General features: G+C 70.9%; 21 protein-coding genes and 1 pseudogene. 7 read left to right on the plus strand and 15 right to left on the minus strand.

Going from position 1 to position 23,661, the window contains the following annotated elements; genetic code table 11:
• Positions 1-267 precede the first annotated feature (267 nt).
• From ACFVJQ_RS33590 to iolC, 9 genes and pseudogenes are all read right to left on the minus strand, one after another.
• Positions 268-1,134, minus strand: coding sequence for a sugar phosphate isomerase/epimerase family protein (locus ACFVJQ_RS33590; RefSeq protein ID WP_385789374.1), 867 nt, complete (start codon positions 1,132-1,134; stop codon positions 268-270).
• Complete coding sequence (locus ACFVJQ_RS33595; protein ID WP_385514248.1) at positions 1,131-2,150, minus strand: Gfo/Idh/MocA family oxidoreductase; 1,020 nt, start codon at positions 2,148-2,150, stop codon at positions 1,131-1,133. Before ACFVJQ_RS33595 ends, ACFVJQ_RS33590 begins: the two co-directional genes overlap by 4 nt.
• Before the next feature lie 23 nt (positions 2,151-2,173).
• Positions 2,174-3,598 carry a sugar porter family MFS transporter gene (locus ACFVJQ_RS33600; protein ID WP_385789376.1) on the minus strand — a complete coding sequence of 475 codons (1,425 nt, stop codon included), beginning with the start codon at positions 3,596-3,598 and terminating at the stop codon, positions 2,174-2,176.
• 10 nt (positions 3,599-3,608) lie between these two features.
• The gene (locus tag ACFVJQ_RS33605; RefSeq protein ID WP_385514246.1) at positions 3,609-4,559 is read right to left on the minus strand and encodes a TIM barrel protein; all 951 of its coding nucleotides are present in this window, start codon (positions 4,557-4,559) and stop codon (positions 3,609-3,611) included.
• Positions 4,560-4,588: 29 nt separating this feature from the next.
• Positions 4,589-6,079, minus strand: a complete 1,491-nt coding sequence (locus ACFVJQ_RS33610; RefSeq protein ID WP_385789378.1) for a CoA-acylating methylmalonate-semialdehyde dehydrogenase — start codon at positions 6,077-6,079, stop codon at positions 4,589-4,591.
• A 13-nt stretch (positions 6,080-6,092) separates the two neighbouring features.
• Positions 6,093-7,970: a 3D-(3,5/4)-trihydroxycyclohexane-1,2-dione acylhydrolase (decyclizing) gene (gene iolD, locus ACFVJQ_RS33615; RefSeq protein ID WP_385789380.1), complete on the minus strand. Its 1,878-nt coding sequence runs from the start codon at positions 7,968-7,970 to the stop codon at positions 6,093-6,095.
• Positions 7,967-8,838: pseudogene (gene iolB / locus ACFVJQ_RS33620) on the minus strand (5-deoxy-glucuronate isomerase). Before iolB ends, iolD begins: the two are co-directional and overlap by 4 nt.
• Positions 8,835-9,707, minus strand: a complete 873-nt coding sequence (locus ACFVJQ_RS33625) for an aldolase (RefSeq protein WP_385514242.1) — start codon at positions 9,705-9,707, stop codon at positions 8,835-8,837. The pseudogene iolB and the gene ACFVJQ_RS33625 overlap by 4 nt, the downstream one beginning before the upstream one ends.
• A 4-nt stretch (positions 9,708-9,711) precedes the next feature.
• Positions 9,712-10,674, minus strand: coding sequence for a 5-dehydro-2-deoxygluconokinase (gene iolC, locus ACFVJQ_RS33630; RefSeq protein WP_385789382.1), 963 nt, complete (start codon positions 10,672-10,674; stop codon positions 9,712-9,714).
• A gap of 204 nt (positions 10,675-10,878) precedes the next feature.
• Here iolC and ACFVJQ_RS33635 point away from each other — a divergent pair, with 204 nt between their 5' ends.
• Both ACFVJQ_RS33635 and ACFVJQ_RS33640 read left to right on the plus strand, forming a co-directional pair.
• On the plus strand, positions 10,879-11,883 hold the full coding sequence (locus ACFVJQ_RS33635; RefSeq protein WP_385789431.1) for a LacI family DNA-binding transcriptional regulator: 1,005 nt from the start codon (positions 10,879-10,881) through the stop codon (positions 11,881-11,883).
• Positions 11,884-12,134: 251 nt separating this feature from the next.
• Entirely contained in the window at positions 12,135-13,100 is a 966-nt protein-coding gene (locus tag ACFVJQ_RS33640) for a TerC family protein (RefSeq protein WP_385789383.1), read from the plus strand.
• Between the two features lie 7 nt (positions 13,101-13,107).
• Here ACFVJQ_RS33640 and ACFVJQ_RS33645 read toward each other — a convergent pair whose 3' ends face one another.
• Together ACFVJQ_RS33645 and ACFVJQ_RS33650 are read right to left on the minus strand one after the other, a co-directional pair.
• Positions 13,108-14,115, minus strand: a complete 1,008-nt coding sequence (locus tag ACFVJQ_RS33645) for an FkbM family methyltransferase (RefSeq protein ID WP_385789385.1) — start codon at positions 14,113-14,115, stop codon at positions 13,108-13,110.
• A gap of 174 nt (positions 14,116-14,289) precedes the next feature.
• On the minus strand, positions 14,290-14,853 hold the full coding sequence (locus ACFVJQ_RS33650; protein WP_385789387.1) for an NAD(P)H-dependent oxidoreductase: 564 nt from the start codon (positions 14,851-14,853) through the stop codon (positions 14,290-14,292).
• A 114-nt stretch (positions 14,854-14,967) separates the two neighbouring features.
• On the opposite strand from ACFVJQ_RS33650, the gene ACFVJQ_RS33655 reads away from it, so the two are divergent.
• The 3 genes from ACFVJQ_RS33655 to ACFVJQ_RS33665 all read left to right on the plus strand — a co-directional run bounded on the left by ACFVJQ_RS33655 (position 14,968) and on the right by ACFVJQ_RS33665 (position 18,264).
• On the plus strand, positions 14,968-15,630 hold the full coding sequence (locus ACFVJQ_RS33655; RefSeq protein ID WP_385514237.1) for a TetR/AcrR family transcriptional regulator: 663 nt from the start codon (positions 14,968-14,970) through the stop codon (positions 15,628-15,630).
• An 80-nt stretch (positions 15,631-15,710) separates the two neighbouring features.
• Positions 15,711-16,745 carry a LacI family DNA-binding transcriptional regulator gene (locus tag ACFVJQ_RS33660; protein WP_385514236.1) on the plus strand — a complete coding sequence of 345 codons (1,035 nt, stop codon included), beginning with the start codon at positions 15,711-15,713 and terminating at the stop codon, positions 16,743-16,745.
• An 82-nt stretch (positions 16,746-16,827) separates the two neighbouring features.
• A complete protein-coding gene (locus ACFVJQ_RS33665) occupies positions 16,828-18,264 on the plus strand; it encodes a benzaldehyde dehydrogenase (RefSeq protein WP_385789389.1) in 1,437 nt (478 codons plus the stop codon).
• Positions 18,265-18,289: 25 nt separating this feature from the next.
• Here the strand turns inward: ACFVJQ_RS33665 and trxA are convergent, their stop codons facing one another.
• Positions 18,290-18,673, minus strand: a complete 384-nt coding sequence (trxA, locus tag ACFVJQ_RS33670) for a thioredoxin (RefSeq protein ID WP_385514234.1) — start codon at positions 18,671-18,673, stop codon at positions 18,290-18,292.
• A 143-nt stretch (positions 18,674-18,816) separates the two neighbouring features.
• Between trxA and ACFVJQ_RS33675 the strand changes: the two genes are divergently transcribed.
• Positions 18,817-20,250: a dihydrolipoyl dehydrogenase family protein gene (locus ACFVJQ_RS33675; protein ID WP_385789391.1), complete on the plus strand. Its 1,434-nt coding sequence runs from the start codon at positions 18,817-18,819 to the stop codon at positions 20,248-20,250.
• A 39-nt stretch (positions 20,251-20,289) separates the two neighbouring features.
• On the opposite strand, the gene ACFVJQ_RS33680 is transcribed toward ACFVJQ_RS33675, so the two are convergent.
• Complete coding sequence (locus ACFVJQ_RS33680; protein WP_385514232.1) at positions 20,290-20,937, minus strand: peptide deformylase; 648 nt, start codon at positions 20,935-20,937, stop codon at positions 20,290-20,292.
• Between the two features lie 133 nt (positions 20,938-21,070).
• Here ACFVJQ_RS33680 and ACFVJQ_RS33685 point away from each other — a divergent pair, with 133 nt between their 5' ends.
• Positions 21,071-22,489, plus strand: a complete 1,419-nt coding sequence (locus tag ACFVJQ_RS33685; protein ID WP_385789393.1) for a PepSY-associated TM helix domain-containing protein — start codon at positions 21,071-21,073, stop codon at positions 22,487-22,489.
• Between the two features lie 183 nt (positions 22,490-22,672).
• Here ACFVJQ_RS33685 and ACFVJQ_RS33690 read toward each other — a convergent pair whose 3' ends face one another.
• A complete protein-coding gene (locus ACFVJQ_RS33690) occupies positions 22,673-23,113 on the minus strand; it encodes a MarR family winged helix-turn-helix transcriptional regulator (RefSeq protein WP_385789395.1) in 441 nt (146 codons plus the stop codon).
• Entirely contained in the window at positions 23,110-23,604 is a 495-nt protein-coding gene (locus ACFVJQ_RS33695) for a MarR family winged helix-turn-helix transcriptional regulator (protein WP_385514229.1), read from the minus strand. Before ACFVJQ_RS33695 ends, ACFVJQ_RS33690 begins: the two co-directional genes overlap by 4 nt.
• Positions 23,605-23,661 lie beyond the last annotated feature (57 nt).

The raw sequence follows: 23,661 nt of genomic DNA on the forward strand, positions 1-23,661 counted from the left end.
GGTGGTTCGTGTCCCTAAGTGCTACGGGGCGCACGACGGCACGGCCATATGACAGGGGCGCTGTTCACCGGATATGGCGAGCGCCAGCGCACCGAGGGCGCAGATATATGCAGACGAGCGCCCTCGTGTGCTTCGGTGCGGCGGTTGATCACCGGGCGCGCTGCAATCCGTGCCTGTGCAGCAGGGACGCCGTGCACCGGCTCCCGTCGTGGAGCCGGTGCACGGCGTCGATTTGCGAAGGTCAGCGGTGGCGTTGAGCGCAGCGGCTCATGCCACGAGTTCCTTGCGGATGCGGTCCAGCATGAACGCCGAGGATTCGCGGGCCCGTTCCTCCCAGGCGAAGACACAGGCCGTGGCGACGCCGTCGAAGTCCAGTTCGCGCAGGGTGCCGAAGAAGGCGTCCCAGTCCACCTCGCCCTGACCGATGTCGAGGTGCTGGTGGATGCGGGCGGTGGTGCCCGGCGGGTTGAGGATGTAGCGCAGTCCCGAGGATCCCTTGTGGTTGAAGGAGTCCGCGATGTGCACGTGCTGGAGCTTGTCGCCCGCGTAGCGCATCATCGCCGCGATGTCCGCCTTCGGGTCTGCCCCGGACAGGTGGAAGGAGTGCGGGGCGCAGTAGAGGTAGTTCACCCACGGTTTGTTGATGGCACGGACCAGGTCGACCGCGGGGGAGTTCTCCTCGCAGAAGTCGTCCGGGTGCGCCTCCAGGTTGAGGGCGATGCCCTCCCGCTCGAAGACCGGCAGCAGCTCCTCCATCGAGCGCCAGAACGCCGCCTCGCTCTCGGCGGCGCGCTCGGGGCGGCCGTTGAACTCCGAGTTCATCAGCGGGCATTCGAGCTCGACCGTGATCTCGATCATCCGCTTCCAGTAACGGACGGCGGCCTGCCGCTCGGTCTCGTCCGGCGAGGACCACTTGTACAGGGGGAGTACTGAGGAGAGTTGCACGCCGTGCGTGCGCAGGGAGTTCTTCAGCTGCGCGACGCGTGCGTCGTCCGCCCGGGGGTGCAGGAAGAACGGCATGAAGTCGTCGCGCGGTGACAACTCGATGTACTGGTAGCCGAGTTCGGCGACCGTGCGCACCATGTCGTCCATGGGAAGTGCGCGGAACATGTACGGGTCGAGGGCGATCTTCATGCCGTGCCTCCGTAGAGCGCGGGCCGGGGCTTCATGTCGACGGTGACGACCTGGCCGTCCGTCTCCAGGGAGCGCACGGCTGCGTCGGTGATGACGGTGGCGGCGTAGCCGTCCCAGGCCGACGGGCCCGTGGGCTCGGTGCCGGCCTCGACCGAGGCGATCCACTCGCGGAACTCCGTGTCGAAGGCGTCCACGAAACGGCCCTTCCAGTCCTGGAGTACGGCGGTGCTGTGCCGCCCGGTGGTACGGATGCCGACGGCTGCCGGGTCGGGCAGGCGGACCAGGCCGTCCTCGCCCACCGTCTCGCACTGGATGTCGTAGCCGTACTGGCAGTTGACGAAGACCTCGAGGTCGATGCGGACGCCGTTCGCGGTCTCGAAGAGCATGATCTGCGGGTCCTTCAGGTGCGCGAACCGCTTGCTCGTGGCGCGCGGGGTGATCACCTGGGCGGAGACGATCTCGTCGTCGAGCAGCCAGCGCAGTACGTCGATCTCGTGGACCGCCGTGTCCTGGGCGGCCATCGCGGAGGTGTAGGAGTCCGGCACGGTCGGGTTGCGGTGGGCGCAGTGCACGATCAGCGGCGTGCCCACGGAGCCGGCGGCCAGCACCTCCTTCATCTGGCGATACCCCGCGTCGAAGCGGCGCATGAACCCGACCTGGACCAGACGGCGCCCGTGCGCCCGCTCGGCCTCGACGATGCGCAGACAGTCCTCGGCGGTCGTCGCGAGCGGCTTCTCGCAGAACACCGGCTTGCCGGCCGCGATGGCGTTCAGGACGTGCTCGGCGTGGGTGGGACCCCAGGAGGTGACGAGGACGGCGTCCACCTCGGGGGAGTTGATCAGATCGGTGCCGGTCGGCACGGCGGGGGCGCCGATGCGGGCGGCGACCTCGGCCGCGCGGGCGGCGTCGAGGTCCGTCACCGCGGTGACGCGAGCCCCCGTGATGACGTCGGTGAGCCGCCGTATGTGGTCCTGGCCGATCATTCCGGTGCCGATGACACCTACACGTACAGTCATGAGGAGAGTTCCTTGAGGGGAGTTCAGGAGAAACGGGCCCGGAGTTCCGCTTCGAGGTTCTCGAGGCTGCGGCCCTTGGTCTCGGGGACGTAGAGCTTCACGAAGGTGAGGGAGAAGAGCCCCGCCACGACGAAGAGGAAGAACGTGTTGGAGATCCCGATCCCGGAGACCAGCGACGGGAAGACCAGGCCGATCACGAAGTTGGTCAGCCACAGCACCACGGCCGCGACGCCCATGCCGAAGCCACGCATCCGCATCGGGAAGATCTCCGACAGCATCAGCCAGGTCACCGGCGAGATCGCGCCCTGCTGGAAGGCGAGGAAGGTGACGGTCATGGCGAGCACGGCGTACGCACGGCCCGTGCCCTCGGGGAGAGTGAGGGAGAAGATGCCGATGAGCAACAGGGCGCTGGTGGTCCCGATCTGACCGGCCATCAGCATCGGGCGACGGTTGACGCGGCTCAGCAGCCAGATCCCGACGAAGGTGGCCAGCACCGAGATCACACCGTTGGCGATGTTGGCGGTCAGGGCGCTGTCCGAGGCGAAGCCGGCGTCGGTGAGGATCTGGGTGCCGTAGTACATGATCGTGTTGACGCCGGTGATCTGCTGCACGATCGCGATGCCGAAGCCGACGAACATCAGCCTGCGCACCCAGGGCACGGCCCTCATGTCCTTCCAGCCGCCGAGCTTCTCCCGCTCGTCCTTGACGGCGAGCGCGGACACCTCGCTCAGCTCGGCCTGCGCCCGCGCCTCGGACCTGACCTGCTTGAGCACCTCGAAGGCCTCGCCGAAGCGGCTCTTGGAGGCCAGCCAGCGGGGGCTCTCCGGCATGACCAGCATGCCGAACCAGAGCACGACGGCCGGCAGCGTCGCGACCACCAGCATCCAGCGCCAGACACCGCCGGACTCGCCGCCGACCCGAGCGATGATCGCGTTGGACGTGAAGGCCAGCAACTGCCCGCTGACGATCATGAGTTCGTTACGGGTGACCAGCGCGCCGCGCCGCTCGGCGGGGGAGACCTCCGCGAGGTACACGGGCACGGTCACCGAGGCGCCGCCGACCGCGAGGCCGAGCACGAAGCGTGCGACGATCATGATTTCCGTCGAAGGCGCGAGGGTGCATCCGAGGGCGCCGACGAAGAACAGCACCGCAAGGGCGAGGATGGTGCGGCGCCTGCCGCGCTGGTCCGACATCCGGCCGCCCACGACGGCCCCGAGGGCGGCGCCCAGCAGCAGCGAGCTGGTGACCATGCCCTCGGTGACCGCGGTCAGGCCGAGGTCGTCGGTCATGTACGGCAGGGCGCCGTTGATGACGCCGGTGTCGTAGCCGAAGAGGAGTCCGCCGAAGGTGGCGATGACAGTGATGAGCCGCAGTCTCCGGGAGACCGCCGGCGGAGCGTCGTCCGCCACTGCTGCAGGTGCCGTGACCGCGTCGTCCCTGACGTCCATGGCAGCCCCCTTACCGGTTGATGGTCGGGCGTCGGGTTCCGGTGAGGCCGCAGCCGGCCAGGTGCTCACGGGTGCGTACGGCGATGGGCAGCGGTACGTCGGGAGCGCACGGGTACAGGTCCTGCTCGACGATCACGAACAACTCGGCGTCGAGCTCTGCGAGTTCGGCCACCACGTCGGCCGGGTTCGGCACACCGGCCGGGGGCGACACGCACACGCCGCGCTTGACGGCTTCGCCGAAGGAGAGGTTCTCGGCGGCGACCTGGGCGAGGACGGCCGGGTCCATCTGCTTGATGTGGACGTAGCCCACGCGCTCGCCGAAGCGACGGATCAGGTCGAGGTTGTCGCCGCCACCGTACGCAACGTGCCCGGTGTCCAGGCACAGGTTCGTGTAGCGGCTGTCGGACTCGTTCAGCAGCCGCTCGATCTCCGGCTGGGTCTGGATGTGGCTGTCGGCGTGCGGGTGGACGACGAGCCGCACGTCGTACTCGTCGAGCAGCAGCTTGCCGAGCCGGTCGGCGGCCCGGCCGAAGCCCGCCCACTGCTCGGCCGTCAGCTCGGGCGGCTCGGTGAACGCGCCGGTCTTCTCGTCCCGGTACATCGGCGGGATGAGGACCAGGTGGTGCGCGCCCGCGGCGGCGGTCAGCGCGGCGACCTGCCGGACGTGGGCGAGCATGTCGTCCCAGGCTTCCGGGCGGTGCAGTGCACCGAACGCGGTGCCGCCGGAGACCTTCAGCCCGCGGGCGTCCAGCTCTTCCTTCAGGCGCTGCGGTTCGGTGGGGAGATAGCCGTACGGCCCCAGTTCGAGCCACTGGTAACCGGCCTCGGCCAGTTCGTCGAGGAAGCGGGTGTACGGGACCTGGTGCTCGTCCTCGGGGAACCAGATCCCCCAGGAGTCGGGGGCGGAGCCGAGGCACAGGTTGCCCACGGTGGTGCGGAGCGGGGATGGCGCCGTTGCCATGGTGTGTGTCCTTCGGGGAGAGGGAGGTTTCAGCTGGAGGTGGGGAAGGTGAAGCCTGCGGTCACCTGCTGCTTGGGCTGGGGCCAGCGGGTGGTGACGACCTTGGGGCGGGTGTAGAAGCGGATGCCTTCGGGGCCGTGGATGGGGGAGTCGCCGATGAGGGAGTCCTTCCAGCCGCCGAAGGAGTAGTAGGACATCGGCACGGGCACCGGCACGTTGACGCCGATCATGCCGACCCTGACGTTGCGCTGGAAGCGGCGTGCGGCCTCGCCGGAGGCGGTGAACAGGGCGGTTCCGTTGCCGTAGGGGTTGGCGTTGATGAGGTCGACGGCCTCGTCGAGGGTGTCGACGCGGACGATGGCGAGGACGGGGCCGAACAGTTCTTCCTTGTAGGCGTCCATCTCGGTGGTGACGTGGTCCAGGAGGGAGGGGCCGGTGAAGAAGCCGTCCTCGTGGCCGTCGATCTTCAGTCCGCGGCCGTCGACGACAACGGTGGCGCCCTGCGTGGCAGCGGTGCCGACCGCGTTCTCGACGCGTTCCTGGGCGGCCTTGGTGACCAGCGGCCCCATCTCCGTGCCAGGGGCGTCGCCGGGGCCGACCTTCACTTCGCGGGCCTTGCGTGCCAGCACCTCGACCAGCCCGTCGGCCGCGTCACCGACCGCGACAGCGACGGAGACGGCCATGCAGCGCTCGCCTGCGGAGCCGTAGGCGCCGGCGGTGATGTGGTTGGCGGCGAACTCCAGGTCGGCGTCCGGGAGGACGACGGCGTGGTTCTTGGCGCCGCCGAGGGCCTGGACGCGCTTGCCGTGCGCGGTGGCCTGCTGGTGGACGTACTTGGCGATCGGGGTGGAGCCGACGAAGGAGACGGCCTGGATGCCGGGGTGGATGAGGATGGCGTCGACGGCGGGCTTGCCGCCGTGGACGACGTTGAAGACGCCGTCGGGCAGGCCGGCCTTCTGGTAGAGCTCGGCGACGAAGTTGGCGGCGGAGGGGTCGCGTTCGCTGGGCTTGAGGATGAACGTGTTGCCGGTGGCGATGGCGATGGGGTGCATCCACAGGGGCACCATGGCGGGGAAGTTGAACGGCGTGATGCCGGCGACGACGCCGAGGGGTTGGCGGAAGTTGTGCACGTCGACGCCGCGGGAGACCTGGTCGGAGAAGGATCCCTTCAGCACGTCACCGAGGCCGCAGGCGAACTCGACGACTTCCCGGCCGCGTGTGATCTCGCCGCGGGCGTCGTCGACGGTCTTGCCGTGCTCGGCGGAGATGATCCGGCCGAGCTCCTCCTCGTGCTCGACGAGGAGTTGCCGGAAGGCGAACATGACCTGGGTGCGCTGGGTGAGGGAGGACTCCGACCAGGTCTCGAAGGCCTTCGCGGCGGCGGTGACTGCCGTGTCGACGTCCGCCGTGCCGCCGAGGACGACGCGGGCCTGTTCCTGGCCGGTGGCGGGGTTGAACACCGGGGCGGTGTCCGTACCGGGGACGGTCGACCCGTCGATCCAGTGCTGGATGGTCTTCACGATGAGGGGTTCCTTACAGGTAGTGCCGCTGGGTGCGCTTGTGGGCGGCGTACGTCTCGTATGCGGTGCGGGTGGTGTCGAGGGCGGAGGTCTGGCTGACGGGGACGTCCCACCAGCCGTGTGCGGGTGGGTTGGGCCCGTACAGGTCGGTCTCGACGTGGACGACGGTGGTGCGCTGGGCGGCCTTGGCCTTCTCCATCGCCGTACGGAACTCCTCCACCGACGTGGCGTGCAGGACGTCCGCGCCGAGGCTCGATGCATTCGCCGCCAGGTCGACGGGAAGGACGTCGCCGTCGAGGAGGCCGGAATCGCCGTCGCGATAGCGGTACTTGGTGCCGAAGCGCTGCGAGCCGAGCGCCTCTGACAGTGCGCCGATGGAGGCGAAGCCGTGGTTCTGGACGAGGACGATGACGACCTTCAGGCCCTCGGAGACCATGGTCACGATCTCCTGAGCCATCATCAGATAAGAGCCGTCGCCGACGAGGACGACGACCTCGCGCGACGGGTCGGCCATCTTCGCGCCCACGCCGGCGGCGACCTCGTAGCCCATGCAGGAATACGCGTACTCGACGTGATAGGCCTTCGGATCCCGCGCCCGCCACAGCTGCTGGAGGTCGCCCGGCATGGAGCCGGCCGCGTTGATGACGACGGCACGGTCGTCGAGGACGTCGTTGAGCGCGCCGAGGATCTCGGTCTGGGCAGGCAGAGAGCCGTGACCGACGGTGAAGCAGCGGTCCTCGATCTCCCGGGTGCGGGAGATCAGTTGGCGCGTGTGCTCGCGGTACGCGGGGTCGACCTCCCAGTCCGTCAGCGCTCCGGCGAGGGCTTGGAGGCCGAGCCGCGCGTCGGCCACCAGCGGTTCGGCGGAGTGCTTGACGGCGTCCAGGCGGGCGACGTTGAGGTTGACGAAGGTGACGTCGGGGTTGGCGAAGACGGTGTGGCTGGCGGTGGTGAAGTCGGAGTACCGGGTGCCGATGCCGAGGACGACGTCGGCCTCCTTCGCCAGTTCGTTCGCCGCACACGAGCCGGTGGAGCCGATGCCGCCGACCGCGCAGGGGTGGTCCCACGGCACTGCGCCTTTGCCGGCGTGCGTGTCCGCGACCGGGATGCCGGTGGCCTCGGCGAAGGCCCGCAGCTGGGTCTCGGCACCGGAGTACACGACGCCACCGCCCGCCACGATCAGTGGCTTCGTCGCGTTACGGAGCAGTGCGGCGGCCCGTTCGACGGCGGCCGGCTCCGGCACGGGGCGGCCCACGTGCCAGACCCGGCGCCGGAAGAAGGCGACCGGCCAGTCGTACGCCTCGGCCTGCACGTCCTGCGGGAGCGCAAGGGTGACGGCGCCGGTCTCCACCGGGTCGGTCAGCACCCGCATCGCCGCGAGTGCGGCCGGGATCAGCTGTTCGGGGCGTGCGATGCGGTCGAAGTACTTCGATACGGCGCGGAAGGCGTCGTTGACGGTGACGTCCCCGCCGCGGGTGTCCTCCAGCTGCTGCAGCACGGGGTCGGCGGCGCGGGTGGCGAACATGTCGGACGGCAGCAGCAGGACCGGGATCCGGTTGGTGGTGGCGAGTGCCGCACCCGTGATCATGTTGGTCGAGCCGGGTCCCGTCGACGCGGTGCAGGCGAAGGTGGCCAGCCGGTCACGCATCTTCGCGTAGGCCACCGACGCGTGCACCATGCCCTGTTCGTTGCGGGCCAAGTAGTAGGGCAGGTCCGCCTCCTGAGTGACGGCGGCCTGGAGGAGGGCCTGGCCGAGGCCGGCCACGTTGCCGTGCCCGAAGATGCCCCAGACGCCGGGGATCAGCCGCTGCTCCTGGCCGTCGCGCTCGCTGTACTGGTTCGCCAGGAAGCGGACGAGGGCCTGGGCGGTGGTCAGTCGTACGGTGTTCATCGGTCCTCTCCGAAAGGCAGCCGGTCGTCGACGTCCTGGGACTCCCACGTCGTACGCACCCACCCGTGTGCCGGGTCGTCGCAGATCAGCCAGGCGCGGTCCTGGCCCGGGCCCGCCATGACGTTGAGGTAGTAGAGGTCGTAGCCGGGCGCGGCGATCGACGGGCCGTGCCAGCCGTGCGGGATCAGGACCGTGTCGCCGGAGCGGATCTCGGCGAGCACGTCGATGGGCCGTTCCCCGGTGCCGTACACCCGCTGGTAGCCGAAGCCGTTCTCGTCCGCGACCTGGAAGTAGTAGATCTCCTCCAGCTCGGACTCCTCACCGGGACGGGCCTCGTCGTGCTTGTGCGGGGGTAGGAGGACCAGTTGCCGCCGGGTGTGAGGACCTCGCACACCAGCAGCTGCTCGGCGTCGAAGGTGCCGGGCAGGCAGTAGTTGTTGACCTGCCGCGAGCAGGCTCCGGCGCCGCGCAGTTCGACCGGGACATCCTCCTTGCGCCCGTACCGGGCGGGCAGTCCGCCGCGCTCGGTACGGGCGGAGGACAGCGCGAACCTCCCACCGGATGCGCTGCTGATCAGGGCCTCCGACGCGCGCGGCAGGTACGCGAAGTCGGTGACCGAAGCGAACACGCCCGTCCGGCCGTCGAGTTCGAAGGCCTCGCCGCCCGTGGTGACGGTGCACGAGCCCGTCAGCGGCAGGACCAGGAACTCGGACTCCCCGGTGGACAGGGTGTGCGCCTCCCCCGGGCCCAGGGTCAGGATCCTGAGGCCGGAGTATCCCCAGCCCGCCGACTCGGGCGTGACCAGGAGGTCGTAGGGGCCGTCGGCCGAAGTCCCCTTGGGCAGGTGGTATTTGCTCGGGTACGTCACAGCAGGCTCACCGCCCGGTCCACGGCACCGGCGACGTCGCCGTCCGAGGGGTAGAGCAGGGAGCGGCCGACGACCAGGCCTTGCGCGGTGGGCAGCTTGAGGGCCTTGCCCCAGGAGGAGAAGGCAGCGTCGGGATCCCTGACCTCGCCGCCCAGCAGCAGCGCGGGCAGCGTGGAGGAGGCGAGCACGCGCTCCATGTCGTCGACGACCGGCAGCTTCAGCCAGGTGTAGGCGGTACGGCGGCCCAGGCCCGAGGCGATCGTGATCGACTTGGTGACGGCGTCGGGGGAGAGGTCGTTACGGATCTTCCCGTCCTGCCAGCGGGAGATGAACGGCTCGACCATCGCCACGAGATGACGGTCATTCAGCTCGTCCACGGCACGGGCGGTGTTCTCCAGGACGGAGGGCGTCGCCGCGTCGTCCAGGGCGATACGGGTGAGCATCTTGCCGCCGTCGAAGCCCATCGCGGCGATCGTCTCGGCGTCGTAGCCGGTGAAGCGGTCGTCGATCTCGAAGACCGAGCCCGCGAGGCCGGCCCGGTTCATGGAGCCGAAGACGCTCTTGCCGTCGAGGACGCCGAGCAGGAGCAGGTCCTCCAGGATGTCGGCGGTCGCGAGGACGCCGGTCACACCCGGCCGCTCGAGGGCGACGCACATGCGGTCCAGCAGCTCGAAACGGTCGGCCATGGCGGACGGATCGCCGCCCACCGCGTTGGCGCCACGCGCCGGGTGGTCGGCGGCGACGATCATCGCCTTGCCGTGCTCGCCGAGCAGCGACGTGGCCTTCACGCGCCGGGCGGCCGCCGCCGTGATGGCGCCGGGGTCGTTGACCCGGGCATCCACGATCCGGCTCACCTTGTCGGACAGCACGTCCTCACACCTCTCGTTCGACGGGAGTGGCTGCGCGGAGCTGCGCCTCCACCTCGGCCTCGGTCGGCATCGCGTCGGAGCAGGCCAGCCGGCTCGCGACGATGGCGCCGGCGGCGTTGGCGAACGTCACCGTCCGGCGGGTGTCCCAGCCGGACAGCAGGCCGTGACAGAGCGCGCCGCCGAAGGCGTCGCCGGCACCGAGGCCGTTGACGACGTCCACCGGCACCGGCGGGACCTCGGCAATCGAGCCGTCGCGGTCCACGGCCAGCACGCCCATCGGCCCCTGCTTCACCACCGCCAGCTGCACCCCGGCCGCGAGCAGCGCCTTCGCGGCGGCGTACGGCTCCCGCTCCCCGGTGGCCACCTCGCACTCGGCGAGGTTGCCCACGGCGACGGTGGTGTGCCGCAGCGCCTCGGCGTAGTGCGTACGGGCCTCGGCCGGGTCCTGCCAGAACATCGGCCGCCAGTCGAGGTCGAAGACGGTCGTGCCCGACGTCGCGCGGTGGGCGAGGGCCGCAAGGGTCGCGCTGCGGCTCGGCTCCTCGCTGAGCCCCGTGCCGGTGACCCAGAGGATCCTCGCGTCACGGACGGCTCGGAGGTCCAGTTCCTCCGGGCGTATGTCCAGGTCGGGAGCCTTGGGCAGGCGGTAGAAGTACAGCGGGAAGTCGTCCGGCGGGAAGATCTCGCAGAACGTCACCGGGGTCGGCGCGATGTCCGACGTACCGACGAAACGGCTGTCGACGCCGTAGCCCTCAAGCGCCGTACGGACGAAGTCACCGAACGGGTCGCGGCCCGTCTTGGTGATCACGGCCGAGGAGCGCCCGTACCGGGCGGCGGCGACGGCGACGTTGGTCGGGCTGCCGCCCAGGTACTTGCCGAACGAGGTGACTTCGACCAGCCCCACACCCGTCTGGAGCGGATACACATCCACTCCGACACGGCCCATGGTCAGCACTTCGAACGGCATCGCGGATTTCCCTTCGCACCGGAGACTCCGGGGAGCTTTGATCGACTGTCGCGCTCTACTAGCGCGCTCTAGGCGAGTACGATGACTCCAGTCCAAATGTCATGTCAACAGGTTGTTGCCAGGAGATTTCACGGCCGCCCGTAAGGTGGTCGGCGTCGGAGGGTGGGATCAGCAGTGGATGTATCGGGCAAGCAGCGGCCCACGATGGCGGACGTCGCCGAGAAGGCGGGTGTCTCGCGGGCGCTGGTCTCGATCGTCTTCCGCGATCAGCCGGGGGCCAGTCAGGAGACCCGCGAGCGCGTGCTGCGCGTCGCCAACGAGATCGGCTATCGCCCCGACAACGCAGCCCGGCTGCTGGCCCGCGGCCGCAGCCGCACGCTCGGCGTGATGTTCACCGCCCACCACACGTTCCACGCGGACCTGCTGGAGGGCATCTACGGCGAGGCGGAACGGCTCGGGTATGACGTCCTGCTCTCGGCCACCGCGCCGGGCCGGGGTGAGTCCAAGGCGGTCGAGTCCCTGCTCGGCCACCGCTGCGAAGCGGTGATCCTGCTCGGCACGGACGCGGCGTCGGCGGACCTGGACGCACTCGGCCGGCGCACGGTCGCCGTCGCGGTGGGCCGACGCGTGCCAGGGGCCCGCCTCGACAGCGTCCACAGCGCCGAGAGCAAGGGCATACGGCAGGCCATGGACCACCTCGTCGAACTGGGCCACCACCGGATCGTGCACATCGACGGCGGCCGGGGCCCCGGCTCGGCCGAGCGGCGGCGTGCCTACCGGGCGGCGATGCGCCGTTATGGGCTGGAGTCGGAACTGCGGGTGATCCCCGGCGACCACACCGAGCTGTCGGGCATCGAGGCCGGCCGCCTGCTTCTGGCGGAGCGTGACAGCGGGGGGCGGTTGCCGACGGCGGTCCTCGCGGGCAACGACCGTTGCGCGATGGGCCTGTTGTTGGCCCTGACGCGGGCGGGCGTCGAGGTTCCACGCGACATGTCCGTCGTCGGCTACGACGACAGCCACCTCTCCCACCTGATGCCGATCGGCCTGACCACGGTGCGTCAGGACGCGGTCCTCATGGCGGAGCACGCGGTGCGGTTCGCCGTGGAGCGCCTGGACGACGAGGAGTTGGAGCCGCGCGAGGCGGTGCTGGAGCCGAAGCTGGTGGTACGGGGGACCAGCGGGCCGGCGCCCGAGGCGGCGGCCGGCTGAGCGGTCGACGAGGCCCTCGGCGGTCACGCGCCCCGTCCCGGCGTCCGCGGCCGACCCGCCCCGCGTCGGCCGCACACCGCCGCGCCGACCTTCGCCGCCACCGGCGATCACTTGGCCGCACTTGTCGCTCTCGCCCACATCATCGACTCTCTCTTTGAACTAGCGAGACCTTTTGTTCACCTTTTGTCGGTGGAAGAGATCAGGCCATCCGGCGACGCTTTCCAGCCTCTACCGGCACCAGGAGTACCACTGTGAACGTCTCCCTCACCGTCTGGCTGTTGACCGTCGCCGCCCTTTGTGTCCTCGTCGCCGTCGACTTCTTCATCGGCCGCAAACCGCACGAGGTGTCGCTCCGGGAAGCCGGCACCTGGACTGTGGTGTGGATCGTCCTGGCCTGTCTCTTCGGAGTGGGCCTGGCCTTCTACGGCGGTGGGGGGCCCGCCGGGGAGTTCTTCGCCGGGTACATCACCGAGAAATCGCTGAGCGTCGACAACCTCTTCGTCTTCGTGCTGATCATGGCGAAGTTCGCCGTGCCCTCGCAGTACCAGCAGCGGGTGCTGATGATCGGCGTGCTGATGGCCCTGGTGCTGCGCGCCGGGTTCATTGCCGTCGGCGCGGCGATCATCTCCGCGTTCTCGTGGGTGTTCTACCTCTTCGGCGCCTTCCTGATCTGGACCGCCTGGAAGCTGATCCAGGACGCCCGCAAGGAGGAGCACGAGGAGGAGTACCAGGAGAACACCCTGCTGAAGGCCGTCGAGCGGCGCTTCGGTGTGGCCGACCGCTATCACGGCACCAAGCTGTGGGTGGAGCAGAACGGCAAGCGCGTCATGACCCCGATGCTGGTCGTGATGCTCGCGATCGGTTCCACCGACGTGCTGTTCGCGCTGGACTCCATCCCCGCCATCTACGGGCTGACCCAGGACCCGTACATCGTGTTCACCGCCAACGCCTTCGCCCTGATGGGCCTCAGGCAGCTGTACTTCCTCATCGGCGGCCTGCTGAAGAAGCTGGTCCACCTGTCGTACGGCCTGTCGGTCATCCTCGGCTTCATCGGCGTCAAGCTGGTGCTGCACGCCCTGCACGAGTCCGGGGTCCACGTCCCGGAGATCAGCATCCCCTTCTCGCTCGGCTTCATCGTCCTCGTCCTCACGGTCACCACCCTCACCAGCCTCCGGGCGGCGAGGAAGCGAGAGGCCGAGGTGAGCCGGGTCGCCTAGAGGGGGGTCAGTCGGCGGCGGGAGCCGCCTTCGCGCGCATCATCACGCAGTCGAACTCGACCACCCGCCCCGTGGCCGCCTCGCGGGTCACCGGATACATGCCGGTGATCTCGAAGCCCTCGGACTCGTACGCGGCGACCGCCTCGCTCATCGGCGGGCTGCCCTCGTACAGCCGCAGCACGGCGACCTCCGACTGCAGGCCCACGAAGTCGGCGATGCGAGTGCCGGCACCGGCGAAGACCTCCAGGTCGTAGCCCTGGGTGTCCATCTTCAGGTAGGGGCGCGGCTCCTCGATGCCGGCGAGGGCCTGCTCCATCACGCCGTCCAGCCGCCGGATTTCGATCTCTTCCGTACGGGTCGTGGCGAACCGGCGGTAGCGGTCGCGGCCGTAATCGCTGGGCGGGAGCAGCGAGTTCATGGTCTTCCAGCCGGTGTGGATGGATGTGACGGTGTCCTCGCGGCCGAGACCGCAGTGGTGGACCTGCCAGTCGGGGTCGTCCCGGGCGGCCTTGCTGAGCTTGGCGAAGGCGTCCGCGGTGGGCTCGAAGGAGACGATGCGCCCGGTGTAGCCGAGCCGACGCAGGCGGCGGGCGTACTGCCCGGTGTTGGCGCCGACGTCGAAGACGCAGTTCACGCCGTACAGTTCGAGCATCGCGGCCACGTGCTGGGCGCACAGATACTCGGCCGCCGCCAGCTGGATCCTGCGTTCGTCCGCGTCGGCCTGCCGGTCGAGAAGGAGTCGCGCGCCGGTGTCGCCGAGGGGGACGCCGGTCCATTCCGGGGCGGGACCGGCTGCCGTACGGGCCTCGCCGCCCAGCACGAGCCAGGTGTCCTTGCCGGCGTCCGACACCGAGTACCGGCCGTCGTCCCTGACCAGCAGATCCGCCCCCGGGCCGAGCGGGATCCGGGCCCGCCGTCCGCGCCGGGACACCACCGCGGTCCCCGGTCCGAGGTCGGTCACCTGTACCCCCAGCCGGGGCATCAACCTGAGCAGTCGTCGGTAAAGGGTCTGCATCCGCCCACCCTGGCAGAGATGTTGTCAGGGCGTCGTGTGGTTGAACGTTTTTCGTCTTTCCGGAAGCCGGTGAGTGTCCGTGCCGCGTCGCCGGGCCTCATCGGACGGCCTGGGCGCGCGGCCGGCCGGCGGGGTGTGACGGCGAGGGGGCCGGTTTCCGGCCCCCTCGGCGGGTCAGGCCGCGGCCTGCTCGCTGCCGTGGTCGTGCAGCCGGGCGATGACCTCGGTGAGCTGGGCGGCGACCTCGGTGTCGTCGGCCGGGTGGGTCTCGGCGAAGCGGGTCACGGAACCGGGGATGGAGAGCTTGATGTCCTCCAGCGCCTTGCCGCCGGCGATGCCCACGGCCTTGCGGGTCTCGTCGTGCGCCCAGACACCGCCGTACTGGCCGAAGGCGGTGCCGACCACGGCGACCGGCTTGTCGGTGATCGCGCCGACGCCGTACGGGCGGGACAGCCAGTCGATGGCGTTCTTCAGGACGGCCGGGATGGTGCCGTTGTACTCGGGGGTGAAGAACAGCAGCGCATCGGCGGTGGCCGCGGCTTCGCGCAGGCGGACGGCGGACGCCGGGACGCTGCCCTCGACGTCGATGTCCTCGTTGTAGAAGGGGATGTCGGCCAGGCCCTCGAAGAGCTGGACGTCGGCGCCCTCGGGGGCGACCTTGACGGCCGCCTCGGCGAGCTGGCGGTTGTGCGAACCGGCGCGGAGACTGCCGACGAGCGCGAGGATGCGTACGGACATGGGGAACTCCCGAGGTGAATCGCGACTGAGATATCCGGACCGAGGTCCGGTTGCTTTTGTAGCACTCTAACCGGACCGCGGTCCAGTTTCTTCCCGGTGCTTTACCCTGTCTTCATGTCCGCCTCCCTCCCGCCCATCCCGGAGCAACAGGAACCCATCGACGCACCCGAGTTGCTCGAACTCGGCACGCCCGTGGAGGAGCCGTGCCTGCGGGCCGACGCCGCGCGCAACCGCGCACGGCTGCTGGAGGCGGCCGGCCGGCTGGTCGCCGAGCACGGCGCATCCGCGGTGACGATGGAGGCGGTGGCCGCGGCCGCCGCGGTCGGCAAGGGGACGGTCTTCCGCCGCTTCGGGGACCGCGTCGGCCTGCTCACGGCACTGCTCGACCACTCCGAGAAGAAGTTCCAGGCTGCCTTCCTCAGCGGGCCCCCGCCCCTGGGGCCCGGGGCGTCGCCGGTCGAGCGGCTGCGCGCGTTCGGCTGCGCCGCGCTGCGCCGGGCGGTGGAGGAGCTGGACCTCCAGCTCGCGGCCGAAAGCGGCCCCGACCGCCGCTTCACCCACCCGGCCCGGCGTCTGCTGCACGGGCACGTCGTCCTGCTGCTGCGGCAGGCGGTCCCGGACGCGGACTGCGAACTGCTCGCGCAGACCCTCATGGGATATCTCGATCCCGCGGTGATCCATCACCTGACGAAGCAGTGCGGGATGCCGCTGGAGCGGCTCGAGGGCGGGTGGATCGATCTGGTCGCCCGGGTGACGCGGACCGAACCGCCCGGCTGAGGCGAGCAAGTTCGTTCAATGAGGGACGACGTCCCCCCGCCCGTGGCCCCGGCTGCCGCCTCTGCCAAGATGCGTTCGCAATGGTGCAGATACCGAACACTCCCGCGTCCGCGCTGCCCGCCCAGCGCTCCGTGCCCACGAGCGCCGACGTGGCCCGGCTGGCCGGCGTCTCGCGCGCGACCGTCTCCTACGTCCTGAACAACACCAGCGCCGTGCGGATCAGCGAGCCCACGCGCCGTCGCGTGCACGCGGCCGCGAAGGAACTCGGATACGTACCGCACGCGGCGGCCCGCAGTCTGCGCGCCGGGCACAGCCGGATGGTCCTCATGCCGTCCCCGACCATCCCCGTCGGTCCGCTGTACAGCCAGTTCATCAACGAACTCCAGTGGGCCCTCAGCCGGCTCGACTACACGGTCGTCCAGCACGGCACCCTGGGCCTGCACGGTGACGAAGCCGCCCGCGCCTGGGCCGAGCTGCGGCCGGTCGCCGTCCTGGTACCCGGCTCGAGCCTCGGTCCACAGGGCGTGGGGGTGCTCAAGCGCTCCGGCGCTCGCGCCGTGGTGACCCTCGGCCCTGAGGCGGTCGAGGGCGCACACGCCCTGCTCATGGACCACGCGGCCGTCGGCCAGGTCGCCGCCGCCCATCTGTACGCCGGCGGCCGGCGCCGCATCGGCGTCGTCGTCCCCGAGGAGCCCGGCCTCGAGATCTACTCGAGGTCCCGCCTCGACGGAGTACGCCGGGCCCTGCACGGCACGGACGCCGTCCTGACCGAGCTGCCCCTCGCCCACGAGGAGGAGGCCGCCGCCCGCCTCGCCGCGCGCTGGCACACCCTGGGCCTCGACGCGGTCTTCGCCTACAACGACGAATACGCGATGCTGCTGATGCGCGCCCTGCAGGACGAGGGCGTGCGCATCCCCGAGGACACGGCGGTGATCGGCGCCGACGACCTGATGCTCGGCCGGCTGCTGCGGCCCCGGCTGAGCACGGTCCACATCGAGCTGCCGTCCGGCCGGGAACTCGCCGAGCTGGTCGACCGCGCGGTACGCAACCCGGGCGCCGAGCCCGAACGGCACAAGGTGTTGGGGGCCGCGGTGGTGCACCGCGAGTCCAGCTGACGGACGCGTACGGCAAGGCGTCACCCGTACGAGATGAGTAGCATGCCGACGGGGGGCGCCGGTGATCGAACGGAGAGCCGTCATGCCGTTGCTCGACCCCGGGACCTGGCAGTCCCGCACCCTGTCGGGACCCGAGTACGCCGTCGTCGAGCCGGCCACCGGCGAGCCGCTCGGCACCCTCGCCCTCGCAACCGCGCAGGACGTCTCAGCCGCCGCCGAGGCCGCCCGCGGCGCCCAGCGGGAGTGGGGGCGCCTTCCGTATCTCGTGCGCGCCGGAGTCCTCCGCCGGGCCGGTGACCTGTTCACCGAGCACGCCGACGAACTGCGCGAGTGGGTCGTCCGCGAGTCCGGCTCCATCCCCGGCAAGGCCGACTTCGAACTCCACGTCGCCGCCCAGGAGTGCTACGAGGCCGCCGCGCTGGCCTCCCGCCCGGCCGGTCAGGTCCTGCCCAGCGAGGCGCCCCGACTGTCGTACACACGACGGGTCCCGGTCGGTGTCGTGGGCGTGATCGCCCCGTTCAACGCGCCGCTGATCCTGGCCATCCGCTCCGTCGCACCGGCCCTCGCGCTCGGCAACGCCGTCGTCCTGAAACCGGACCCGCGCACCGCCGTGTGCGGCGGAGTCGCCCTCGCCGCGGTCCTCGCCGAGGCGGGCCTGCCCGAGGGGCTGCTGCAGGTGCTGCCGGGTGGCCCGGACACGGGACGGGCCCTGGTCGCCGATCCGCGGGTGCCGGTCATCTCCTTCACCGGCTCGACCGAGGCGGGCCGGGCGGTCGGCGAGGCCGCCGGACGCCACCTCAAGCGGGCCCACCTGGAACTGGGCGGCAACTCCGCCCTCATCGTGCTCGACGACGCCGACCTCGACACGGTGATCTCCACGGCCGCTTGGGGCTCGTTCTTCCACCAGGGCCAGATCTGCATGACGACCGGCCGTCACCTGGTGCACCAGTCGCTGTACGAGGAGTACGTCGAGCGCCTCGCCGCCAAGGCGGATTCACTCGCGGTCGGCGATCCGCTCCGCGAGCAGGTGCACCTCGGCCCGGTCATCGACGCCACCCAGCTGGCCAAGGTGCACGGCCTGGTCGAGTCGAGCACCGCCGACGGAGCCCGGCTGGCCGCGGGCGGCACCTACGAGCGCCTCTTCTACCGGCCGACCGTCCTCGCCGGCGTCCACGACGACACCCCCGCCTACACGGAGGAGGTGTTCGGCCCGGTCGCGCCCGTGCGGTCCTTCAGGACCGCCGAGGAGGCGGCCGCCCTCGCCGGGCGCAGCCCGTACGGCCTCTCCCTTGGGATCGTCACCCGCGACGCGGCCCGCGGCCTCGAACTGGCCGAGCGGATCCCGACCGGCATCGTCCACATCAACGACCAGACCGTGAACGACGAGGCCGTGGCGCCCTTCGGCGGGGTTGCCGCGTCCGGCACCGGCGCCCGCTTCGGCGGCGAGGCCAACCTGGAGGCCTTCACCGACGTGCGCTGGACGACGGTGCGCGGTGACGTGCCGGCGTACCCGTTCTAGGCAGTGCCGACGGGATGCGTGTGCCCTACTGCTCGCCGCCCTGCTGGGCCTGCTGCTCGGCCACGGCCTTGCGGACCTCGTCCATGTCGAGCTTGCGGGCCTGGCCGATGACGTCCGTCAGGGCCGCCTCGGGAAGTGCACCGGGCTGCGCGAAGACCGCGACCCGGTCCCGGACGATCATCAGTGTCGGAATGGACTGGATACCGAACGCTGCGGCAAGTTCCGGCTGCGCCTCGGTGTCCACCTTGCCGAAGACCAGGTCGGGGTTGTCCTCCGCCGCCTTCTCGTAGACCGGGGCGAACTGCCGGCACGGCCCGCACCAGGACGCCCAGAAATCGATCAGGACGAACTCGTTGTCCGTGACCGTCTGGTCGAAGTTCTCCTTGGTGAGCTCCACGGTGTGGCTCATGGCGTGAATCCCTCTTCCTGGGGTGGGGGCAAAGCCGTCGGCACAACACGGCCGGACCGTGACGTATTCCGTACGCCCGGCGGGCACGTAACGGCGTGCGTACCCATGTGGCCTCACGCCACACCACCCACCAGACTGAGCCCATGACGGAAACGGAATCCATCGCTTATGACGTCGTGGTGCTCGGTGCCGGGCCCGTGGGGGAGAACGTCGCCGACCGCACCCGCGCGGCCGGGCTGTCCACCGCGGTCGTGGAGGGCGAACTCGTCGGCGGCGAATGCTCGTACTGGGCCTGCATGCCCAGCAAGGCGCTGCTGCGCCCGGTCCTCGCCCGCGCCGACGCCCGCCGCCTCCCCGGCCTGCGACAGGCGGTGCAGGGCCCCCTCGACGCGCCCGCGGTGCTCGCCCGCCGGGACTACTTCACCTCCCACTGGAAGGACGACGGCCAGGTCGGGTGGCTCGACGGCATCGGGGCCGACCTCTACCGCGGGCACGGACGGCTCGCCGGGCCGCGCACGGTCGTGGTGACCGGCACCGACGGGGTGCGGCACACCCTCACCGCCCGGCACGCCGTCGCCGTCTGCACCGGCAGCCGCGCCCAGCTGCCCGGGCTGCCGGACCTTGCGGACGTCGGACCGTGGACCAGCCGGGAGGCGACGAGCTCCCAGGTCGTCCCCGGCCGGCTGATCGTCGTCGGCGGAGGTGTCGTCGCCACCGAGATGGCCACCGCCTGGCAGGCCCTCGGCTCCCAGGTGACCGTCCTCGTCCGCGGCAAGGGCCTGCTGTCCCGCATGGAGCCGTTCGCCGGCGAGCTCGTCGCCGAGGCGCTCACCGAGGCGGGCGCCGACGTCCGCACCGGCACCTCCGTCACGTCGGTGACCCGCGAGAACGGCACGGTCGTCGCCGTCACCGACAGCGGCGACCGCATCGAGGCCGACGAGATCCTCTTCGCCACCGGCCGCGCCCCGCGCACCGACGACATCGGTCTCGACACCGTCGGCCTGGAACCCGGCTCCTGGCTGCCGGTCGACGACAGCCTCCGGGTGACCGGCACGGACTGGCTGTACGCGGTCGGCGACGTCAACCGCCGGGCCCTGCTCACCCACCAGGGCAAGTACCAGGCCCGCATAGCGGGCGCAGCCATCGCCGCCCGCGCCTCCGGCGGGTCCGTCCTGGAAGCCGAACCCTGGGGCGCGCACACCGCCACCGCCGACCACGGCGCCGTCCCGCAGGTCGTGTTCACCGACCCGGAGGCCGCGGCCGTCGGACTCTCGCTGGCGGAGGCGGAACAGGCCGGCCACCGCGTCCGCGCCGTCGACGTCGAGTTCTCCTCGGTCGCCGGAGCGGGCCTGTACGGCGACGGCTACCGCGGCCGCGCCCGGATGGTGGTCGACCTGGAGCGCGAGATCCTCCGCGGTGTCACCTTCGTCGGCCCCGGCGTCGGCGAACTCATCCACTCGGCGAGCATCGCGGTCGCCGGGGAGGTACCGGTGAGCAGGCTCTGGCACGCGGTGCCGTCGTATCCGACGGTCAGCGAGGTGTGGCTGCGGCTGCTGGAGGCATACCGGGACAGCTGACGTGCTGCGGTGGCGGGAGCGTGCGACGAACGCCCGGGCTCACTCCGGGAGTTCGAAGCCCAGCTCCCGCGCCGCCTCGTCCGGTGTCGGCCGCGCCCAGCGCTCCGCCACCGCCGTGTTCGACGACAGCGAGCGCAGCTCGGCCCGGTCGAGGTACAGCACGCCGTCCAGGTGGTCCGTCTCGTGCTGCACGATCCGCGCGGGCCAGCCCTCGAACAGCTCGTCCACCGCGCGGCCGTGCTCGTCCGCGCCCGTCAGCCGCACCTGAGCGTGCCGGGCCACCACCGCCTGCCAGCCCGGCACGCTCAGACAGCCCTCGAAGAACGCGGCACGCCCGGCGCCGACGGGCTCGTACGACGGATTCACCAGCACCCGGAACGGCTGCGGCACCCGCCCCCGCGCCAGCCGCACCTCCTCCGGCACCGGCGCAGGGTCCTCGACCACCGCGATCCGCAGGGGCACGCCCACCTGCGGCGCCGCGAGGCCGACACCCGGAGCGGCGTGCATCGTACGGCGCAGGGCCTCGACGAACCGGGCCAGCAGCGCGGGCTCCAGCTGGCCGTCGAACGGCTCGGCGCCACGCCGCAGTACGGGATCGCCGGCCATGACGATGGGCAACGGACCGTCCACGGCGAGGAGTTGCTCGACCTGCTCGGCGAGTGGCAGGCGATCACGGGAGGCAGCCATGCATGCCAGCATGCCATGACGCCCCGTCATGTGACGCAGGCCACTTGACCCTCCGGGAACTCGACGGCTCCGCAGCCCGACTCATGCACCACCTGGCTGAAAACCGTCCCCACTCCCCGGAGAACACCCACCGATGACCATCACCTCCTCGCCCGACACGGACGAGGCCCCGCAGTCGGCCGAGTCGGCGCCGTCCCCCGGCAGATGGGCGCCCCTGCGCCCGCTGATCCTGCGACTGCACTTCTACGCCGGTCTGCTCGTCGCGCCGTTCCTCCTCGTCGCGGCCACCACCGGCTTCCTGTACGCCGGTTCCTTCCAGGCCGAGAAGATCCTGTACGCCGACGAGATGACCGTCCCCGACGTCGGCGACACCAAGCTTCCGATATCCGAGCAGGTGGCGGCCGCGCGCGAGGCCCACCCCGAGGGCACGGTCTCGGCCGTGCGGCCCTCCCCGGAGGCCGACGCGACCACGCGCGTCCTGCTGTCCGGCGTGCCGGGCGTCCACGAGGACCACACACTCGCCGTGTTCGTCGACCCGTACACCGCCGAGGTGCGCGGGTCCCTGGAGCAGTACGGCTCCACGGGGGCGCTGCCGCTGCGCACCTGGATCGACGAGTTCCACCGCGACCTCCACCTGGGCGAGAGCGGCCGCCTGTACAGCGAGCTCGCCGCGAGCTGGCTGTGGGTGATCGCGGCCGGCGGCCTGGTGCTGTGGTTCTCCCGCCGTCGCGCCCTGCGCAAGCTGCATGGCACCAGCGGGCGGCGCCGCACGCTGGGCCTGCACGGCACCGTCGGCGTCTGGGCCGCCGCCGGGTTCTTCTTCCTGTCGGCGACCGGCCTGACCTGGTCGCAGTACGCCGGAGCGAACATCGACGAACTGCGCACCTCCCTCGGCCACGCCACCCCGTCGGTCTCGGCGACGTCGGGCGGCGACCACGGGGGCCATGGCGCGGCGGCGGGCTCCGGGGGGACCGCCGAGCACGGTGTCGGCCTCGACAAGGTGCTGGCCGCCGCCCGGGCCGAGGGCCTGGGCGACCCGGTGGAGATCGTCCCGCCCGCCGACGCGAGCTCGGCGTACGTGGTCAAGCAGGTGCAGCGCAGCTGGCCCGAGAAGCAGGACTCGGTTGCGATCGACCCGGCCACCGGTGAGGTCACCGACGTGCTGCGGTTCGCCGACTATCCGGTGCTCGCGAAGCTGACCCGCTGGGGCATCGACCTGCACACCGGCGTGCTGTTCGGACTCGTCAACCAGATCGCCCTGATGCTCCTGGCGCTGTCCCTGATCCTGTTGATCGTGCTGGGCTACCGCATGTGGTGGCAGCGCGGCCGCGGTTCCGCCTTCGGCCGGCCCGTCCCGCGGGGTGCCTGGGCCCAGGTGCCGCCGCAGATCCTCGTCCCGCTGCTGGCCGTGGTCGCCGTCGTCGGCTACTTCGTTCCGCTGCTCGGTATCCCGCTGGCCGCGTTCCTCGTCGTGGACGTGATCCTCGGTGAGATCGCACACCGGCGGGGGCGGCGGACGTACGGCAGCCGCAGCGGGACCGCCGCCCCGTAGGCCCGCGCCGGGACGGACGGCGGGCCCGGCCTCTCTCGGGGGGGAGGAGGCCGGGCCCGCATCGATGTGGGCCTCGACGCGGCGCAGTCGGGGCGAGTGGGAGTAGGCGCGCGTCGGCAGCAGCCGCGGTCCGGTCTGCTCCGGCACCTCCTCATTCCACTGTTTGCTTTCCGGGATGCCTGCCTACTTCGTCATGGCGGCCAGCTCCGCGTCGGCCCGCTCCGTGACCAGGGCCAGCACCCGGCCGGCCACCGCCAGGTCTTCCGCCGGGATCCCGGCGTAGATCCGGGCGGAGATCTCCCCGGTCTCGGCGGCGGTCGTTTCGTACACCTTCCGTCCCGCGTCCGTGATCCGCAGCTGGGTCGCCGCCGGTTCGAGCAGCCCCTTTTCGATGAGTTCGTCGACGACGCCATACACGTCGGCCGGGTCGGCCTTCAGCGACCCGACGACCTGGGCGACCAGGGCGTCGCGCTCGACCGGGGCCTCGGCGACGGCGACCAGCCGGAGGGTCACCGACTGCTGGAAGGTGGCGCCGTAGCGGGCGAGCACGGTCTCGAGGACGGCGCGACCGGCGTAGTGGGCCAGGCCTATGACCCGGCCGTTGACGGTGGGTGTGGTGGTCATGACTGCTCCTGCTGGTGCTCGTCGTGGTCGATGAACGGATCAAGCGGTGCGTCGAGCAAGGTGGCGAGATCGCGCGTGAACTCCCGGGCACGCGGGCTGTCGAGACCGCCGAGCGGCTCCAGCAGCTGTCCCAGCAGTCGCTGTACGACGGAGATGGCCCGGCGTGTGACGTCCCGGCCCTGGTCGGTGAGCGCCAACTGGACGGCGCGCGGGTCCTGCGGATCGCGGGTGCGCTCCAGCAGGCCGGCGGTCTCCAGGGCGCGGGCGAGCTTCGACACGTAGAGCGGTTCGAGCCCGGTGTGGTCGGCGAGGCGTCGCTGGCTGGGCCGCAGTCCGGAGCGCTGCATGCCGTACAGCGACGCGACCAACGAGTACTGCGCATGGGTCAGCCCGAGCGGCGCGACCGCGCGGTCGACCGCCACGCGCCACTTCATGGACAGCCGCCAGACCAGGAAACCGGGCGTCGGGCCGCCCTCGGGTGCCTCACTCATGACAGATACGGTACATGGCTACTATGTCCATGGCTACTATTTTCTCGCGTTGAGGTG

Origin of the sequence: Streptomyces sp. NPDC127197, from assembly GCF_042672405.1 — a bacterium.
Classification (GTDB): Bacteria; Actinomycetota; Actinomycetes; order Streptomycetales; family Streptomycetaceae; genus Streptomyces; species Streptomyces flavusporus.